Genomic DNA, 17,470 nt, shown 5'->3' on the forward strand with positions numbered 1-17,470 from the left:
ATGGCGCCGCTGAGGCCAAGCGCGGGAAGGAGGGGATGGCGGGCACCTGAACCGTTGGGGCAGGAACTGTGCGCTGCGGCGCTTTCCGGGGGGCGTGCGCAGGTGAACGGCGTTCAGGCAAGCGGACATGGTACTGAGGCCAGGAGCGTTGGTGCGTGAGGTCCAACGGCCGTGACGGGCGATGGCCGTGAAGGCGATGCGCGGGGGGTCGGGGCCTCGCGCGCGGCACGGGGCGGGGTCAGCTACCGCCCATCAGGGGACTGGGCGCCGACAGCCCGATCCGGAAGCAGGCACCGCCGCCGGGCAGGGACACGTGTTCGAGCGTGGCCTGGTTGGCGCGGCAGAGCTCGCGTGCGATGTACAGGCCCAGGCCGGTGCCATGGCCCGAGGTGGTGAAGAACGGGCGGAACAGCTGGCGCACCACGGATTCGGGCACGCCCGGTCCGCGGTCGCGGACATCGATGGCTGGGATCCCGTCGTCGTCGACGGAGACATGGACGTAGACGCGCGCTGGCTGGCCCGGCATTCGGCCATAGGTGAGGGCGTTGTAGACCAGTGCGGTCAGGACCTGGTGCAACTGGCGCGGATCGATCAGGGTGAACAGCGCGGTCGGCTTGCCGGTGGCCAGCAGCGTGTCGTGCTCCAGGGGATGGCTGCCGGCGTAGTCCTCGACGAAGCGGCGGGTGAAGGCGACCAGGTCGACGTGCTCGGGTTTGGCGGGCTCGCGGCGGGCGAGGCCGAGGACGTTTTCGACGATGCCGTTCATGCGCTGCCCCTGCTGGCGCACGATCTCGAGTAGGCGCAGGTCGGCCGTGGGCAGTTCCTTCGATTCTTCGAGCAACTGCACGGCGTAATTGATCGCCGCCAGCGGATTGCGGATCTCGTGGGCGAGACTGGCCGAAAAACGGCCCAGCGTGGCCAGCGTCATCGATTCGACCTGGCGCGAAACGATGCTGGTGTCGTCGAGGAAGACCAGGACCTGCTCGCTGCCCGCGCGCAGGCGAGTGAAGCGCGGCACGACTTCGGGCAGGTCGGGGGCGAGCTGCAGTGGCGTGTCGTCGGCACGGCTGCTCTCGCGCCAGACCTCCAGCCGCTTGGCCAATGCCGGTGCGGCCACCTGCAGATTGCGGCCTTCGCCCGGGTGGTCGCCGCTGTCGCTCAACAGCAGCATCGCCGCTTCGTTGGCGAGGCGCAGGTGGCCGTGTTTGTCGACCAGCAGCACGCCCGTGCGCAGGCGGCGGATGATCAGTTCGTTGACTTCGGCGAGCGACGCTGCGTCCTCGCCGTGGCGCGCGGCCAGGTCGACGCTTTCGCGCATCTGCCGGCCCAGCACGTTGGTCAGCGTGGCGGTGGCCATGTAGCCGGTCGCGAACAGCAGTGGTTCGGCGATCCCGCGCGAGGTGTCGCCGGTACTTGCGTTCCAGAAGTATTCGAGGACCAGCGCGCCGGCGGCGAGCGTGGCGACGCCCAGGCCGAAGCGCGTCGGCAGCAGCAGCGCTGCCGCGCCGACGTTGAACATCAGCATGAGGACGATGCCCGCCCGCGTCCCCGGCAACGCATACACGGCGAGGATGCAGAAGAACAGGTCGAACGCGATCCCGGTCAGTGCCTGCAACTGCAGGTCGCCGCGCTTGCGGATCACGAACAGCACCAGCGCGACGAACAGGTAGCTGACCACCGTGGCCTTGGCGACGCCCTCGTCGCGCGGCTCGGTGACGTAATCGCGCACCGGGCCGAACAAGAGGAAGGTCAGCAGCGCGGCTTCGAACAGCCGGAACAGGGTGAAGAAGTGCAACTCGCGGCGCAGCGCGCTGTCGGCTTGGGCGGCGGGGCGAGTAGTCAAGCGGAAGTCCCTGGTGATGGCGCGGGCTGAGTATAGGGGGGCGCCAGAGGCCGGCCGAGCCGGAAAATCCACTTGCAGCGCAGCCCCTTGGTAAGGGGCGTCCCGCAGGGGCGGGGATTGGAGCGCGTAGCGGGGCCCAAGGTGCAGGGCAGCTTGGGATTTCATGCGCAGCATGAAATGCGCGACAATGCTGCCCCTCGCGCGGCGGCCACCCTGGCCGCGAGTTCTGGCGCGGGTTCTTTCCTTCCCCTCGGTGACGCATGAATTTCCACGAATACCAGGCAAAGCAGCTCTTTGCCGATTACGGCATTTCGGTGCCGGCCGGGCGCGTAGCGCGCACGCCGGAAGAGGCTGTCGATGCAGCCAAGGCCATCGGCGGCGACTTCTGGGTAGTCAAGGCCCAGATCCATGCGGGCGGCCGCGGCAAGGCCGGCGGCGTGAAGCTCGCCAAGACCTTCGATGAAGTGCGCGAGTACGCCAAGGGCATGCTCGGCACGAAGATGGCCACCTACCAGACCGCCGGCGTGGAACTGCCCGTCGACAGCGTGCTGGTGACCCAGGCCACCGACATCGCCAAGGAGCTGTACCTCTCGGTGCTCGTCGACCGCGACAGCAAGTCGATCACGTTCATCGCGTCCGCCGAAGGCGGCATGGACATCGAGCAGGTCGCGCACGAGAAGCCCGAAGCGATCAAGACGCTGCACGTGAACTACGTGCAGGGCCTGCAGCCCTACCAGACCCGCGACCTCGGCTTCGCCCTCGGCCTCAACGCCAAGCAGGTGGGCCAGCTGTCGAAGATCATGCTGGGCCTGTACAAGCTGTTCAACGACAAGGACCTGGCGCTGGTCGAGCTCAACCCGCTCGCCATCATGACCAACGGAGACCTCGCCGTGCTCGACGGCAAGATCAACTCCGACGACAACGCGACCTTCCGCCATCCGGAACTGGCCGCGATGCGCGACATCCGCCAGGAAGACGAGACCGAGGTCAAGGCCAGCCAGCACGACCTCAACTACGTCACCATGGACGGCAACATCGGCTGCATGGTCAACGGCGCCGGTCTCGCGATGGCGACGATGGACGTCATCTCGCTCAATGGCGGTTCGCCGGCCAACTTCCTCGACGTCGGCGGCGGCGCCACCAAGGAACGCGTGACCGAAGCCTTCAAGCTGATCCTGTCGAGCGACAAGGTGAAGGCGATCTTCGTCAACATCTTCGGCGGCATCGTCCGCTGCGACATGATCGCCGACGGCATCATCGCCGCGGTCAAGGAAGTCGACGTCAAGGTTCCCGTCATCGTCCGCCTCGAAGGCACGAACGTGGAAGCCGGCAAGGAACTGCTGAAGAACTCGGGTCTGGCCATCACTCCGGCCGACGACATCAACGACGGCGCGAAGAAGGCGGTTGCGGCCGTCGCCAACGCCTGATCCTTTTAATCCCCTCCACCGCTTGCGGGGGAGGGCTAGGGTGGGGGTGAGGCTTTTCGCAAAAGCGCCCCCATCCCAACCTTCCCCCGCAAGCGGGGGAAGGGGTCAAAAACCTAGGATTCGAATCACATGTCCGTTCTGATCAACAAGAACACCAAGGTCATCGTCCAGGGCTTCACCGGCTCGCAGGGCACCTTCCACGCCGAGCAGATGCTCGACTACGGCACCAAGGTCGTCGGTGGCGTGACCCCCGGCAAGGGCGGCACCCAGCACCTCGGCCTGCCGGTGTTCAACACCGTTGCCGATGCGGTCAACGAAACCGGCGCCGATGCCTCCGTCATCTACGTGCCGCCGCCGTTCGCGGCCGACGCGATCCTCGAAGCGGCCGATGCCGGCATCAAGGTCATCGTCTGCATCACCGAGGGCATCCCGGTCCTCGACATGCTGCGCGTGAAGAACACCCTCAACGGTTACGACGACGTCGTGCTGGTCGGTCCCAACTGCCCGGGCGTGATCACGCCGGGCGAGTGCAAGATCGGCATCATGCCGGGCCACATCCACCTGCCGGGCAAGATCGGCATCGTGTCGCGTTCGGGCACGCTGACCTATGAAGCCGTCAAGCAGACCACCGACGTGGGCCTCGGCCAGTCGACCTGCATCGGCATCGGCGGCGACCCCATCAACGGCACGAGCTTCATCGACGCGCTCAAGATGTTCCAGGACGACCCGCAGACCGAAGGCATCATCATGGTCGGCGAGATCGGCGGTTCGGCCGAGGAAGAAGCGGCCGAATTCATCAGCAAGTACGTGACCAAGCCGGTGGTCGGCTTCATCGCCGGCGCCTCGGCGCCGAAGGGCAAGCGCATGGGCCACGCCGGTGCGATCGCCTCGGGCGGATCGGGCACGGCCGAAGGCAAGTTCGCCGCGATGGAAAAGGCCGGCGTCACCACGGTGAAGTCGCCGGGCGACCTCGGTGCGGCGATCGCGAAGCGCCTCGCCAAGTAACGACGCATTGCGTTTGCAGAAAGCCGCCTCCGGGCGGCTTTTTTGTTGTTGCGTGTGCCCCCACCCCAGCCAGTGCCCCCACCCCAACCCTCCCCCGCAAGCGGGGGAGGGAGAGTGCGATGCGCGGCGACCGAGGCGCCACCACCGACGGGCAAGAATGAAGGGCCGAGCCCGCGCCCCTTCCCCCGCCCGCGGGGGAAGGCTGGGATGGGGGCGCTCAATCAATATTTAGCGTTGACCAATCAAGTCGCCCCCATTATCTTGTGGTTGTCGATGGTGCCGACCCCGCCCGGGGAAGGCTTAAAGGGAATCCGGTGAGGCCCGATCCGAGCATGTTCGGACCGATTCCGGAGCTGCCCCGCAGCGGTAACTGGTAACGACCCGCGTCAATGGCACTGGCCCGATCCCGTAACGGGATGCAGCTGGGAAGCGACGCGCAGTAGGAAGACGGCGAGCCCCGGCCCGCCGCCCGACCAGAAGCCCGAAAACCTGCCACGACCGGATGCAGCGATGCCTCCGTTTGGCCAGGCGTCTCCGCGGGGAGCGACGGTCGACCATGCCGGGAGTCCGTCCCGTGCCGTCGCACCGTCTCCATGCTGTTGGACAGCATCCCCGCGTTGAAGCCGGCTCGCCCGAGGGGGCGGGGGCTGGCACGTGCGCAGCAGCGATCCGGGTCGAAGCGCCCAATCGCAATGCGTGCGACCGCTTTCGCTTCTTCTCCACATCCACCGGAGAGGACAGCCATGCACATCGAAACCCTGGCCGAAGCAGCCACCGAAACGCCGGTACGCGATGGCGACACGCCTTCAACCGCGCTTTCCACAGCGTCTGCGAACAACGCCGCGCAAAGCAGCTTCGCCCTGACCCCGCCGCATGCGCCGGCGACCATGACCATCACCAAGCGCGACGGCCGCAAGGAACCGGTCGACGTCGGCAAGATCGTGCGCGCGGTGACGCGCTGTGGCGACGGCCTCAACGACATCGACCCGATGCGGGTCGCGCTCAAGACCATCGCCGGCATCTTCGACGGCGCGACCACGCGCGAGCTCGATGAACTGTCGATCCGTACCGCCGCTGCCTTCACCGCCGAGGAGCCGCAGTACGCCCGCCTCGCCGCGCGCCTGCTCGCCGGCTACATCGACAAGGAAGTGTCGGGCCTGGGCGTGCATTCGTTCTCGCAATCGATCGTGCTCGGCCACGAGCTCGGCCTGATCAACGACCGCGTGCGCGATACCGTCGAGGCCAACGCGCGCAAGTTCAACGATGCGATCGATACGGCGCAGACCCAGCGCTTCGAGTACTTCGGCCTGCGCACGCTGTACGACCGCTACCTGCTCAAGCATCCGCAGCGCCGCAGCGTGATCGAGACACCGCAGCAGTTCTTCATGCGCATCGCGGTGTCGCTGACCGAAAACCCGGCCGCGGCGCTGGAGCTGTACCGCCTGATGGCGTCGCTCGACTACATCCCCAGTTCGCCGACGCTGTTCAACTCCGGTACGCGCCACGAGCAGCTGTCGTCCTGCTTCCTGCTGGATTCGCCGCAGGACTCGCTCACCGACATCTATGCGCGCTACGGCGACGTCGCCCAGTTGTCGAAGTTCAGTGGCGGCATCGGCCAGGCCTATTCGCGCATCCGTTCGCGCGGTTCGCTGATCCGTTCCACCAACGGCCGCAGCAACGGCATCGTGCCGTGGCTGAAGACCCTCGATGCCTCGGTCGCCGCGGTGAACCAGGGCGGCAAGCGCAAGGGCGCGGCCTGCATCTACCTGGAAACCTGGCACGCCGACATCGAGGAATTCCTCGAGCTGCGCGAGAACACCGGCGACGAGGCGCGGCGCACGCACAACCTCAACCTCGCCAACTGGGTGCCCGACCTGTTCATGCAGCGCGTGGAGGTGGATGGCGACTGGTCGCTGTTCGACCCATACGCGGTGCCGGACTTCGTCGACCTGTGGGGCGAGGCCTTCGAGCGCGCCTATGTGCAGGCCGAGCAGCAGGGGCTCGCGGCGAAGACGATCAAGGCGCGCGAGCTGTACGCGCGGATGATGAAAGTGCTGGGCGAGACCGGCAACGGCTGGATGACGTTCAAGGATGCCTCCAACCGCACCTGCAACCAGGTCGGGCCGGGGCGCACCGTGCACCTGTCGAACCTGTGCACGGAGATCCTCGAGGTGACCTCCGCCGAGGAAACCGCGGTGTGCAACCTGGGCTCGATCAACCTCGCGCAGCATGTCGCCCTGTTCGACGACGGCAAGCCGGTGTTCGACTTCGACAAGCTGGCCGAAACCGTGCGCGTGGCGGTGCGCCAGCTCGACCGCGTGATCGACCTCAATTTCTATCCGATCGAATCCGCACGCCGCTCCAACCTGCGCTGGCGCCCGGTCGGGCTGGGCGTGATGGGCCTGCAGGACGTGTTCTTCAAGCTGCGCCTGCCGTTTGATTCGGCCGAGGCGCTGCAACTGTCGACGAAGATCGCCGAACGCATCTACCTGCACGCGCTCGAGGCCTCGTGCGAGATCGCCGAGCAGCATGGCGCGCATCCGAGCTACGCCGAGACGCGCGCCGCCGGCGGCGCGCTGCAGTTCGACCTCTGGGGCATCACGCCCAGCGACACCGCGGCGTGGGACGCGTTGAAGCAGCGCATCGCCGAGCACGGACTGCGCAATTCGCTGCTGATCGCCATCGCGCCAACGGCGACCATCGCCTCGATCGCCGGCTGTTACGAATGCATCGAGCCGCAGGTGTCCAACCTGTTCAAGCGCGAGACGCTGTCGGGGGATTTCCTGCAGATCAACCGCTACCTGGTCGACGAGCTGAAGAAGCTCGGCCTGTGGACCGCGGAAACGCGCGACGCGATCAAGCTCGCCGAAGGCTCGGTGCAGAACGTGGCCGGGCTGCCGGATGCGCTCAAGGTGGTGTACCGCACCGCGTGGGAACTGCCACAGAAGGCGCTGATCGATCTCGCCGCGGCGCGCGGTCCGTATCTCGACCAGTCGCAGTCGCTGAACCTGTTCATGGAGAGCCCGAACATCGGCCGGCTGTCGTCCATGTACATGTACGCGTGGAAGGCGGGATTGAAGACCACCTATTACCTGCGCTCGCGACCGGCCACGCGGATTGCCAAGGCGACCGTCGCCGCGGCGCCGGCACCGACCTATTCCGAACAGCAGGCCCTGGCCTGTTCGCTGGAGAACCCGGAGGCCTGCGAGGCCTGCCAGTAACGCTTCATGCAGGTGCGACGGCGCCGTGGTCGCCACAGGACGTGGCGCTGCATGGAAGCTGTGGCGGTCGCCGCCGCACCTGCTCTCCTGCCCCTTCTCCCGCATGGCGGGGGAAGGCTGGGATGGGGGCCATCGTGTCCCCCGCGTGCCCCCGCCCCAACCCTCCCCCGCAAAGCGGGGGAGGGGGCCTCGTGTCCCAACCTTACCCGCGCGAGCGGGGAAGCCCATGCACCTGGAGCACTCCATGTCTGCTGTGACAAACCAGCATCTGCTCGACCCCGGCTTCGCCCTCACCTTGCGGCCGATGCGCTACCCCGCGTTCTACGAGATGTACAAGGACGCGATCCGCAACACCTGGACGGTGGAGGAAATCGATTTCGGGATCGATCTCAACGACCTGCGCCACAAGCTCAGCGCCGCCGACCGCCACCTGATCGAACGCCTGGTTGCCTTCTTCGCCACCGGTGACTCGATCGTGGCGAACAACCTGGTGCTGAACCTGTACCAGCACATCAACGCGCCCGAGGCACGTATGTACCTGTCGCGCCAGTTGTACGAGGAGGCGCTGCACGTGCAGTTCTACCTCACGCTGCTCGATGCCTATATTCCCGATCCGGCGCGCCGCGCGGAGGCCTTCGCCGCGATCGAGAACATTCCCTCGATCCGCGCCAAGGCCGCGTTCTGCTTCAAGTGGATGGATTCGATCCAGTCGCTGCGGCAGCTGGAGACACGCGAGCAGCGCCGCGCCTTCCTGCTCAACCTGATCTGCTTCGCCTGCTGCATCGAGGGACTGTTCTTCTTCGCCGCATTCGCCTACGTCTGGTTCCTGCGGTCGCGCGGCCTGCTGCCGGGCCTGGCCAGCGGCACCAACTGGGTGTTCCGCGACGAATCCGGCCACATGGCCTTCGCGCTGGAAGTGATCCATACCGTGCGCAGCGAGGATCCCGGCCTGTTCGATGCCGGCATGGAGCGCGATGTGCGCGCCATGCTGCGCGAGGCGATCGAGGTCGAAGCCGGCTTCGCCGACGACGTACTCTCGGGCGGCGTCAATGGCCTGTCGCCGCGCGAGATGCGCCAGTACCTGGAATACGTCGCCGACCTGCGCCTGTCCGCGCTGGGCCTGGCGCCGGAATTCGGCGCGAAGAACCCGTTCCCGTTCATGGACCTGCAGGACGTGCAGGAGCTGACCAATTTCTTCGAGCGCCGCGTCTCGGCCTACCAGGTCGGCATCAGCGGCGCGGTCGGCTTTGACGATGCATTCTGACGGCGCGGCCGCCATTGCTCCCTCTCCCGTTTACGGCGCCCGAAGGGTGTCCAAGGGTGAGAGGGTTGGGGTGAGGGCAGTGCAGGAGAAGGAACGGGCCCGCCGCAAGCCGAGTTGCCACGCGCAGTAGAATGCGCGCAGGCGTGGGCTGGAGCAGGGCATGACGTTGCGGATCGCGATGGCGCAGTTCGATTTCCCGGTCGGTGCGGTGGCGAAGAACGCCGACCGCCTCATCGAGATGATCGCCGTGGCGCGGGACGAATACGGCGCCGACGTCGTGCTTTTCCCCGAGCTGGCACTCAGCGGCTATCCGCCCGAGGACCTGCTGCTGCGCCCGGCCTTCCTTGCCGATTGCGAGGCGGCGATCGAACGCATCGCCCGCGCCGCCACCGGCATCGTGGCCATCGTCGGCTGGCCGCAGGCGGCCGGAGCGATCGTGTACAACGCGGCCAGCGTGATGCGCGACGGCCGCATCGCCCACACCTACCGCAAGCGCGAGCTGCCCAACTACGCGGTGTTCGACGAGCGCCGCTACTTCGATGTCGATCCGGACCGCGATACCTGCGTGTTCGAGCTCGGCGGCGTGCAGGTCGGATTAGTCATCTGCGAGGACCTGTGGTTTCCCGAGCCGATCGCGGAGACGGTGGCCGCCGGCGCGCAGCTGGTCCTGGTGCCGAATGCCTCGCCGTTCGAGCGCGACAAGCATGCGCAGCGCGACGGCCTGCTGATGCAGCGCGCGCAGGAGACCGGTGCCGCGATCGCCTATCTCAACACCGTGGGCGGCCAGGACGCTGTGGTGTTCGACGGCGGCTCCGTGGTCGCCGACGGCGACGGCACCGTGCACCCGGCGGCGGCCTTCGCCGACCAGTGGCTGGTGGTCGATTTCGATGCGGAAGCGCGCCGCTTCACCCCGCTGCAGTGGATGGAGGATGGCGACGAGAGCCGCGATGCCCTGGCTTGGCGCGCGGTGGTGCGCGGCACGCGCGACTACTTCGCCAAGAACGGATTCAAGCAGGCCTGGATCGGCTTGTCCGGCGGCATCGATTCCGCGCTGGTGCTGGCGATCGCGGTCGACGCGCTGGGCGCGGACAACGTCACCGCGGTGCGCATGCCGTCGCGTTACACGGCGGGCATCTCCAACGACCTCGCGCAGGAGCAGTGCCGCAGGCAGGGCGTGCGCATGATCACCGTCCCGATCGAGAAACCGTTCCAGGGGTTCCTCGAGGCCCTGGGCGATCAGTTCGCGGGACATCCGGTCGATACGACCGAAGAGAACCTGCAGTCGCGCAGCCGCGGCGCGATCATGATGGCGCTGAGCAACAAGTTCGGCGGGCTGCTGCTGACCACCGGCAACAAGAGCGAGTATGCGGTGGGCTATGCCACGATCTATGGCGACATGTGCGGCGGCTACGCGCCGCTGAAGGACCTGTACAAGACCGAGGTGTTCGCGCTGGCGCGCTGGCGCAACACCGTGGGCGACATCGTCATCCCGCAGGGCGTGATCGACCGCCCGCCCTCGGCGGAACTGCGCGAGAACCAGAAGGACCAGGATTCGCTGCCGCCCTACGACGTGCTGGATGCGATCCTGTATCGCCACGTCGACCTGGAGCAGTCGCACCAGGACATCGTCGCGGCCGGATTCGATGCCGCAACGGTGGAGCGGGTGCTGCGGCTGGTACGGATCAGTGAATGGAAGCGGCACCAGGCCGCGCCTGGACCGAAGGTTTCGCGGCGTGCGTTCGGGCGCGAGCGGCGTTATCCGATCAGCAATGGGTATACGGGCGACTGATAGGCGCAGGGCGCAGGGTCATTCCCCTGGCGCTGCGACAAAACAAAAACGCCGCCCCAAGGGCGGCGTTTTCGCTGGTGCGGAGCAGCGCGCTGTCAGTGCTTCTCGTTGTCCAGCGCCGACTTCTCGCCCGCGAACGGGTTGAGCTTGCGCAGGTTGCTCGGATAGTCCGGCCAGTCGCCGCGCAGGTACGGATGGTTGGGTTCGTTCTGCTGCAGCACGCGCTTGGCGTCGTCGGCCAGCACCTGGTTGCCCAGGCCGGTGTAGGCGGCGGCCAGCGTCGCCACGGCGTCGTTCTGGTACTTGCTCTGCGGGTAGGTCTCGAGCACGCGCTTGGCACGATCGGCCGCGGCCACGTAGGCGGTGCGGCGCAGGTAGTACAGGGCGACGTCGAGATCGTGGCGGGCGAAGACGTTGCGCAGGTTGGCCATGCGCGCGCGGGCGTCCTCGGCGTAACGGCTGTTCGGATAGCGCTCGGCGACGATCTGGAAGTCGTTGTACGCCTGCTGCGGGGTAGCCAGGTCGCGACGGCTCGGGTCGAGGCGCCATACCTGCTGCAGGAACACGGTGTCGCGGCTCGAATCCACCAGTCCGCGCAGGTAGTACATGTACGAGGTGTTGCGGTGGGTCGGGTAGGTGCGCAGGAAGCGGTCGATGCTGCTGACCGCGTCATCCTGCTTGCCCGCCTTGTACTGGGCGTAGGCGGTTTCGATCAGCGCCTGCTCGGTGTAGGGACCGTACGGGTACTGGGCGACGAGGCGGCGGTAGGTCGTTTCGGCGCCGTTCCAGTTGCCGTGCTTCATCAGGCCGTGGGCCTTGGCATAGAGCTCTTCGACCGGCTGGCCTTCATCGGCTTCCTTGTCCTTGAACAAGCCCTTGCTACAGCCGGAACCGGCGAGGACGGCGATCAGCAGCAGCGAAAGCAGGACGCGCGGAGCGATGCGGTTACAGCTGGGGGTCATGGGAGGCTTGGACGGACGCCGGAGGCACGAAACCCGGATAATAGCAGCCCGGCGATCCGCCCCCTGAACCAAGTCCCCCCATGAGCGGCTCCGCTAACCTCCTCTCCGCCACCGTTCCCGACAGCAGCGCCGGTCGCCGCTTCGATGCCGTGCTGGCCGAACTCTTCCCCGACTACTCGCGTTCCCGGCTGTCCGCCTGGATCAAGTCCGGCGACGCCCGCCTCGATGGCAGGGAAGTCCGGCCGCGCGATCCGGTCCGCGGCGGCGAAGCCGTGACCCTGACCGTGGTCCTGGACGTCCAGACCCACTCCGAGCCCGAGGACATCGCCCTGGACGTGTTGCACGAAGACGAACACGTCTTCGTGATCAACAAGCCGGCCGGGCTGGTGGTGCATCCGGGCGCGGGCAACCCGGCCGGCACCCTGGTGAATGCGCTGCTGCATCGCGACCCGGCGCTCAATGCGCTACCGCGGGCGGGCATCGTCCATCGCCTCGACAAGGACACCTCCGGTGTCATGGTCATCGCGCGCACGCTGCCGGCGCATACCGCGCTGATCGAGCAGCTGTCTTCGCGCGAGGTGCACCGCCAGTACCTCGCGGTCGTGGTCGGCGCGCTGGTGTCCGGCGGCACCGCCAACGCGCCGATCGAACGCCACCCGCGCGACCGCATCCGCATGGCCGTGCGCGACGACGGCAAGGATGCGGTCACGCATTTCCGCCTGCGCGAGCGCTTCCGTGCCCACACCTTGCTCGAGTGCCGCCTGGAAACCGGTCGCACACACCAGATCCGCGTGCACATGGCCCACCTCAAGCACCCCATCGTGGGCGACCCGCTCTACGGCGGCCCGTTGAAGCTGCCCAAGGGCGCCACGCCGGAGCTGATCGAGGCGCTGCGCGGCTTCCGCCGCCAGGCACTGCATGCCGAAGTGCTGGAATTCGCGCATCCGGTGAGCGGCGAACCCGTGCGTTGCAGCGCCCCGGTGCCCGACGACATGCGTGGCCTGGTGCGCGCGTTGCACAACGACGCCGTGGCGGCGAAGCAGGACGGTCGCTGAGTCATGCACGCGGCCTTCCTGCCCGCCGCGTGGCCCGTGCCGAAGTCGGTGCACGGCTTCACCACGCTGCGGCATGGTGCCGGCGTGTCGCAGGCGCCGTTCGACAGCTTCAACCAGGGGCTGCGCTCGGGCGACGATGAAACCGCGGTGGAGCGCAACCGCCAGCAGCTCACCGAGTACGCGGAGTTGCCATCGGCGCCGCACTGGCTGCGGCAGGTGCACGGGGTCGAGGTCATGCGCGTCGACGCGGCCGCCACGTCGATCGAGCCCGAAGCCGATGCCGCGGTGACTTCCACGCCGGGCGTGGTGCTCGCGATCCTGACCGCCGATTGCCTGCCCGTGCTGCTCGCGGCGAGGGACGGCGGCGAAGTCGGCGCCGCGCACGCCGGCTGGCGAGGCCTGGCCGCCGGCGTGCTGGAAGCCACCCTGAACAAGATGCACACGCCGGCCGACCGGCTGGTGGCCTGGCTGGGACCGGCGGCCGGACCGCGCAGATACGAAGTCGGCGTCGAGGTCTACGACGCCTTCGTCGCCAAGGACTGGGGCGCCGCGCGCGCCTTCACGACCACACGGCCCGACCACTGGAATGTCGATCTCTACGCGCTCGCCCGGCGCCGGCTCGAAAAGGCCGGGCTGCGTGCCGACGACATCCACGGCGGCGCGCTGTGCACGATCGCGGATCCGCAGTCGTTCTACTCGCATCGCCGCGACCAGCGCACCGGTCGGATGGCGTCGCTGCTGTGGATGGATCCGACCGCTTGAACCTTCCCTCCGCACCGCTGTTGTTTCCCTCGCTGCTCGGTGCGGCTTTCGACGCCTTGCCGCCGCGGGTGCGAGCGTTGCACCTGCGCGCTGGCATGCAACGACTGCACGGCGAGGTGCGCGTCGAGCGCGGTGACGTCTGGCTCTCGCGCCTATGTGCGTGGGCCACGCGGCTCCCGCCCGCGGGCGACGGGCCGATTGCAGTAGAGATCACCGCCCTGCCGGGCGAGGAGCGTTGGACGCGGCATGTCGCCGGCCACGCCATGCCGTCGCGACTGTGGGCGCACGACGGTCTGTTGTGCGAGCGGCTGGGGCTGGTGACGTTTGGTTTCCGTCTCCATGTCGTGGACGAAGCCATCGTCTGGCGCGTGGAACGGGTGCGTGTTTTCGGCCTGGCCTTGCCCGCGCGCTGGTTCCGCGGAGTCGACGCACGCGAATCGCAGCAGGCGGAACGCTACTGGTTCGATGTCGCCGCGGCGCTACCCCTGGCGGGACTGCTGGTGCGTTACCGAGGGTGGCTTCATGTCCCCTGATACCGATCCGCGTCCAGTGATCGTCTTCGACGGCGTGTGCGTGCTCTGCAATGGCTGGGTGCGCTTTCTGCTTCGCCACGACCGACGCGCACACTTCCGTTTCGCGCCGATGCAGACGGCCAGAGGCCGCGCATTGCTGTTGCAGCACGGGATGGATCCCGACGACCCGGTCTCCTTCCTGCTGGTCGAAGCCGGCAACGCATGGAGCGACACCGACGCCATCGTTCGCGTGGTCGCGGGTCTGGGCGGTCTCTGGCGCCTGACAGCCGCGCTGTGGGCCGTGCCGCGCCCGTTGCGCGATCGCATGTATCGCTGGTTGGCGCGCAACCGCTATCGCTGGTTCGGTCGTCGCGACAGCTGCCTGTTGCCACCGCCGGAACAGTCCGACCGCTTTCTCGCCTAGGGGCCTGCTGACGCTACGCCGCCCGTAGCGTGGCGAGGAAGTGCTGCCGCCACGCCGTGATGTCGTGGTGCCGGAGCCGTCGCATCATCGCCTGCCAGCGTTCGCGCCGCTCTTCCAGCGGCATCGCCACCGCGATCGCGATGGCATCGGCCACGCCGTCGAGATCGTAGGGGTTCACCAGCAGGGCCTGGGTGAGCTCACGCGCGGCACCGGCGAAGCTCGACAGCACCAGCACCCCTGGATCTTCGGCGTCCTGCGCGGCGACGAACTCCTTCGCGACGAGGTTCATGCCATCACGCAGGGGCGTCACCAGGGCCACGCGCGCCAGGCGCAGGAAACCGGTCAGCGAGGCGTGCGGATAGTTGCGGTTGACGTAGCGGACCGGCGTCCAGTCGGCATCGGCACGCGTGCCGTTGATGTGGCCGGCCAGTTGTTCGAGTTCGCGCCGCAGCGTCCGGTATTCGGGCAGCGTGTCGCGCGAGACCGGGGCGATCTGCAGGTACGTAAGGCGTCCACGTTGTTCCGGATGGCGTTGCAGGTAGCGCTCGAAGGCGCGGAACCGCTCCGGCAAACCCTTGGAATAGTCCAGCCGGTCCACCCCGATCGCGAGGGAACGGCCCGACATGCTCGCCGCGAGCCGCTTCACGCTCGCCTTGCCCACCGCCTTGGCCGCCAGGGTGCTGATCTGGTTCGTGTCGATGCTGATCGGGAACGCCCCCGCGTGCAGCTGCCTGCCGCCTGCGGTTTCCAGCACACCGTGTTCGACCACGCGTCCGCGGCCGAACAGGCGCACGTAATCCTGGAAGCGTTCGAGGTCGCGCTCGGTCTGGAAACCGACCAGGTCGTACGCCGACAATCCCTCGAACAGCCGGCTGTGGTCCGGCAACGCCGCCAGCAGGTCGGATGACGGCATCGGCACGTGCAGGAAGAAGCCCAGCCGGCACCGCGCGCCGCGCTCGCGCAACAGCTGCGCCAGCGGGATCAGGTGGTAGTCGTGCACCCAGACCACGTCGTCTTCGTCGAGCAGCGGTGCCAGGCGCTCGGCGAACAGCGCGTTGACGCGCAGGTAGCCGGCATACATCTCGCGGCGGTAATCGACCAGGTCCATGCGGAAGTGCAGCAACGGCCAGAGCGTGCGATTGGCGAAGCCGTTGTAGTAGTCGTCGCGGTCCTGTTCGGACAGGTCGACGGTGATGTAGCGGACGTTGCCGGCGTCGATTTCGTGCATGTGCCCGGACTCGGCGGCGATGCGCCCGCTCCAGCCGAACCAGAGTCCGCCCGATTCCTCCATCGCCGCTTTCAACGCGATCGCCAGCCCGCCCGCGCGCGATTCGCCGGGGAGGGCGACGCGGTTGGACACCATGACCAGCCGGCTCATTGCCCAGGACCCGTGCTCACACTGCGTCGCGCCACGGCCGCGACAGCCGCATCGCCGCGATGATCAGCCCGACGTGCGAGTACGTCTGCGGGAAGTTGCCCCATGGCTCGCCGTCGAAGGCGAGGTCCTCGGACAACAGGCCCAACGGATTGCGGCGCGAGAGCAGGCGCTCGAACATCCCGCGCGCTTCCTCCAGGCGTCCTATCGCCGCGAGCGCGTCGATGTACCAGAAGGTGCAGATGGTGAAGCTGGTTTCCGGAACGCCGAAGTCGTCCGGCGCGATGTAGCGGAACAGTGCATCGCCGTGCAGCAGCTCGCGACCGATGGCTTCGACGGTGGCGACGAAGCGCGGATCGTCCGCGGCGACGAAACCCAGGTCGGCCAGCAGCAGCAGCGACGCGTCGAGCCGGTGTCCGCCGAAGGCGTCGACGAAGTGGCCGCGTTCGCGGTCCAGCGCGGCGTCCACGATCTTCGCGTGCATCTCGTCCGCACGCACGCGCCAGTAGTCGGCGCGGATGGGCAGGTGCAGGTGGGCGGCGATCCTGGAAAGGCGATCGCACGCGGCCCAGCACATCGCAGCGGAATAGGTGTGCGTTTCGGCGCGGCCGCGGAATTCCCACAGGCCGGCGTCGGGCTGGTCGTAGAGTTCGTACGCGCGCTCGCCGATGGGTTCCAGCCGCGCGAAGACGGTGGCGTCACCGGGGCGATTCAGGCGCTGGTCGAAGAACAGCTGCGTCGACGCCAGCACCACGCTGCCGTACACGTCGTGCTGCTTCTGCAGCCATGCCAGGTTGCCGCGCCGTACCGGGCCCATGCCGCGATAGCCCGCCAGCGACGGCACTTCCTCCTCGGCTAGCTCGGTCTCGAAGCCGATTCCGTACAGCGGCTGCAGTGCATCGGATACGAACGTGGCGAGGTTGGACAGATAGCGCAGATAGTCCTCCATGGTGCGCGTCGCGCCCAGGCGGTTGAGCGCGCGCACCACGAACGCCGCATCCCGCAGCCAGCAGTAGCGGTAGTCCCAGTTGCGCACGGTGTTCGGTGCTTCCGGGATGGAGGTGGTGATCGCCGCGACTATCGCGCCGGTGTCCTCGTACTGGCACAACTTCAGGGTGATCGCACTGCGGATCACGGCGTCCTGCCACTCCAGCGGGATCGACAGGTAGCGGCTCCACTCGCGCCAATAGTCGGTCGTGCGTTCCTCGGCGAGGCGCACGTAGATCCCGACCGGCTCAGTGAGGGTCTCGTCCGGGCCCAGCAACAGGTGCGCATCGCGATCGAGCACGAACGGCAATGCATCCCGGAGCATGCGTACCGGCAGGTCGCTGGTCAGGCGCAGGGTGATGTCGGACAGCAGGTAGCGCACATGGTTGCTGCCCCAGGTGGTTTCGGGAATGCGCGCGCCGTAGTCCGCAAGCGGTCGCAGCAGCACGCGGATGCGTGGGCTGCCCGATAGCGGCCGCACGCGGCGCATCAGCATCACCGGCCGGAAGTAGCGATCGTGCTGGCGCCAGCGCGGTGCGAAATCGGTGATCTCCACCGCCCCGCCGTTGCCATCGCGCAACACCGTCCGCAACACCGCGGTATTGGGGATGTAGTGCTGCTCCGAAGCCACGCAGCCCAGCAGCTCGATCGTATAGTCACCACCGTCGTTGACGGGAGAGAGCAGGGCGCAGAACGCGGGGTCGCCGTCGAAGGCAGGCACGCAGGCCCAGACGATGCGCGCGCGGTTGTCGATCAGTGCCGCGATGCTGCCGTTGCCGATGATGCCGAGGTCGAGCGTGGACATGCGCGGATTCCCTTCAGGCGCCGCCTGTCGCGGCGGGTG

General features: G+C 67.6%; 13 protein-coding genes and 1 riboswitch. Of the genes, 9 read left to right on the top strand and 4 right to left on the bottom strand.

Annotated features, from left to right (window positions below):
* Positions 1 to 238 precede the first annotated feature (238 nt).
* Positions 239 to 1,843, bottom strand: a complete 1,605-nt coding sequence (locus tag ACYVGE_RS01090; RefSeq protein ID WP_460726285.1) for a sensor histidine kinase — start codon at positions 1,841 to 1,843, stop codon at positions 239 to 241.
* Between the two features lie 260 nt (positions 1,844 to 2,103).
* Between ACYVGE_RS01090 and sucC the strand changes: the two genes are divergently transcribed.
* The 5 genes from sucC to ACYVGE_RS01115 all read left to right on the top strand — a co-directional run bounded on the left by sucC (position 2,104) and on the right by ACYVGE_RS01115 (position 10,549).
* Positions 2,104 to 3,270, top strand: coding sequence for an ADP-forming succinate--CoA ligase subunit beta (gene sucC / locus ACYVGE_RS01095; protein WP_460726287.1), 1,167 nt, complete (start codon positions 2,104 to 2,106; stop codon positions 3,268 to 3,270).
* Positions 3,271 to 3,399: 129 nt separating this feature from the next.
* Positions 3,400 to 4,275: a succinate--CoA ligase subunit alpha gene (sucD, locus tag ACYVGE_RS01100; RefSeq protein ID WP_460726289.1), complete on the top strand. Its 876-nt coding sequence runs from the start codon at positions 3,400 to 3,402 to the stop codon at positions 4,273 to 4,275.
* A 256-nt stretch (positions 4,276 to 4,531) separates the two neighbouring features.
* Positions 4,532 to 4,786: riboswitch (cobalamin riboswitch) on the top strand.
* Positions 4,787 to 5,162: 376 nt separating this feature from the next.
* The gene (locus tag ACYVGE_RS01105; protein WP_460727257.1) at positions 5,163 to 7,496 is read left to right on the top strand and encodes a ribonucleoside-diphosphate reductase subunit alpha; all 2,334 of its coding nucleotides are present in this window, start codon (positions 5,163 to 5,165) and stop codon (positions 7,494 to 7,496) included.
* Between the two features lie 244 nt (positions 7,497 to 7,740).
* On the top strand, positions 7,741 to 8,760 hold the full coding sequence (locus ACYVGE_RS01110; protein ID WP_460726291.1) for a ribonucleotide-diphosphate reductase subunit beta: 1,020 nt from the start codon (positions 7,741 to 7,743) through the stop codon (positions 8,758 to 8,760).
* Positions 8,761 to 8,920: 160 nt separating this feature from the next.
* Complete coding sequence (locus ACYVGE_RS01115; protein ID WP_460726293.1) at positions 8,921 to 10,549, top strand: NAD+ synthase; 1,629 nt, start codon at positions 8,921 to 8,923, stop codon at positions 10,547 to 10,549.
* 95 nt (positions 10,550 to 10,644) lie between these two features.
* Here the strand turns inward: ACYVGE_RS01115 and ACYVGE_RS01120 are convergent, their stop codons facing one another.
* On the bottom strand, positions 10,645 to 11,511 hold the full coding sequence (locus ACYVGE_RS01120; protein WP_460726295.1) for an outer membrane protein assembly factor BamD: 867 nt from the start codon (positions 11,509 to 11,511) through the stop codon (positions 10,645 to 10,647).
* Between the two features lie 80 nt (positions 11,512 to 11,591).
* Between ACYVGE_RS01120 and rluD the strand changes: the two genes are divergently transcribed.
* The 4 genes from rluD to ACYVGE_RS01140 are packed head-to-tail and all read left to right on the top strand — an operon-like array spanning position 11,592 to position 14,264.
* A complete protein-coding gene (gene rluD / locus ACYVGE_RS01125) occupies positions 11,592 to 12,566 on the top strand; it encodes a 23S rRNA pseudouridine(1911/1915/1917) synthase RluD (protein WP_457095446.1) in 975 nt (324 codons plus the stop codon).
* A gap of 3 nt (positions 12,567 to 12,569) precedes the next feature.
* Positions 12,570 to 13,328: a peptidoglycan editing factor PgeF gene (gene pgeF / locus ACYVGE_RS01130; protein WP_460726297.1), complete on the top strand. Its 759-nt coding sequence runs from the start codon at positions 12,570 to 12,572 to the stop codon at positions 13,326 to 13,328.
* Complete coding sequence (locus ACYVGE_RS01135) at positions 13,325 to 13,861, top strand: DUF4166 domain-containing protein (RefSeq protein ID WP_460726299.1); 537 nt, start codon at positions 13,325 to 13,327, stop codon at positions 13,859 to 13,861. The genes pgeF and ACYVGE_RS01135 overlap by 4 nt, the downstream gene beginning before the upstream one ends.
* Entirely contained in the window at positions 13,851 to 14,264 is a 414-nt protein-coding gene (locus ACYVGE_RS01140) for a thiol-disulfide oxidoreductase DCC family protein (protein WP_460726301.1), read from the top strand. The genes ACYVGE_RS01135 and ACYVGE_RS01140 overlap by 11 nt, the downstream gene beginning before the upstream one ends.
* A gap of 13 nt (positions 14,265 to 14,277) precedes the next feature.
* Here the strand turns inward: ACYVGE_RS01140 and otsA are convergent, their stop codons facing one another.
* Positions 14,278 to 15,642 carry an alpha,alpha-trehalose-phosphate synthase (UDP-forming) gene (gene otsA / locus ACYVGE_RS01145; protein WP_460726302.1) on the bottom strand — a complete coding sequence of 455 codons (1,365 nt, stop codon included), beginning with the start codon at positions 15,640 to 15,642 and terminating at the stop codon, positions 14,278 to 14,280.
* A 16-nt stretch (positions 15,643 to 15,658) separates the two neighbouring features.
* Positions 15,659 to 17,431 (bottom strand): glycoside hydrolase family 15 protein, encoded by a 1,773-nt coding sequence (locus ACYVGE_RS01150; protein ID WP_460726304.1) that lies wholly within the window; start codon positions 17,429 to 17,431, stop codon positions 15,659 to 15,661.
* Positions 17,432 to 17,470: the final 39 nt, after the last annotated feature.

Source organism: Lysobacter rhizosphaerae (assembly GCF_054779795.1).

What these genes read in the sequence shown, in the direction of transcription:
- sucD (WP_460726289.1), top strand. Translation starts at nt 3,400, where the DNA reads ATGTCCGTTCTGATCAACAAGAACACCAAGGTCATCGTCCAGGGCTTC.
- ACYVGE_RS01120 (WP_460726295.1), bottom strand. Translation starts at nt 11,511, where the DNA reads ATGACCCCCAGCTGTAACCGCATCGCTCCGCGCGTCCTGCTTTCGCTG.
- ACYVGE_RS01115 (WP_460726293.1), top strand. Translation starts at nt 8,921, where the DNA reads ATGACGTTGCGGATCGCGATGGCGCAGTTCGATTTCCCGGTCGGTGCG.
- ACYVGE_RS01110 (WP_460726291.1), top strand. Translation starts at nt 7,741, where the DNA reads ATGTCTGCTGTGACAAACCAGCATCTGCTCGACCCCGGCTTCGCCCTC.
- ACYVGE_RS01105 (WP_460727257.1), top strand. Translation starts at nt 5,163, where the DNA reads ATGACCATCACCAAGCGCGACGGCCGCAAGGAACCGGTCGACGTCGGC.
- ACYVGE_RS01140 (WP_460726301.1), top strand. Translation starts at nt 13,851, where the DNA reads ATGTCCCCTGATACCGATCCGCGTCCAGTGATCGTCTTCGACGGCGTG.
- pgeF (WP_460726297.1), top strand. Translation starts at nt 12,570, where the DNA reads ATGCACGCGGCCTTCCTGCCCGCCGCGTGGCCCGTGCCGAAGTCGGTG.
- rluD (WP_457095446.1), top strand. Translation starts at nt 11,592, where the DNA reads ATGAGCGGCTCCGCTAACCTCCTCTCCGCCACCGTTCCCGACAGCAGC.
- sucC (WP_460726287.1), top strand. Translation starts at nt 2,104, where the DNA reads ATGAATTTCCACGAATACCAGGCAAAGCAGCTCTTTGCCGATTACGGC.
- ACYVGE_RS01150 (WP_460726304.1), bottom strand. Translation starts at nt 17,431, where the DNA reads ATGTCCACGCTCGACCTCGGCATCATCGGCAACGGCAGCATCGCGGCA.
- otsA (WP_460726302.1), bottom strand. Translation starts at nt 15,642, where the DNA reads ATGAGCCGGCTGGTCATGGTGTCCAACCGCGTCGCCCTCCCCGGCGAA.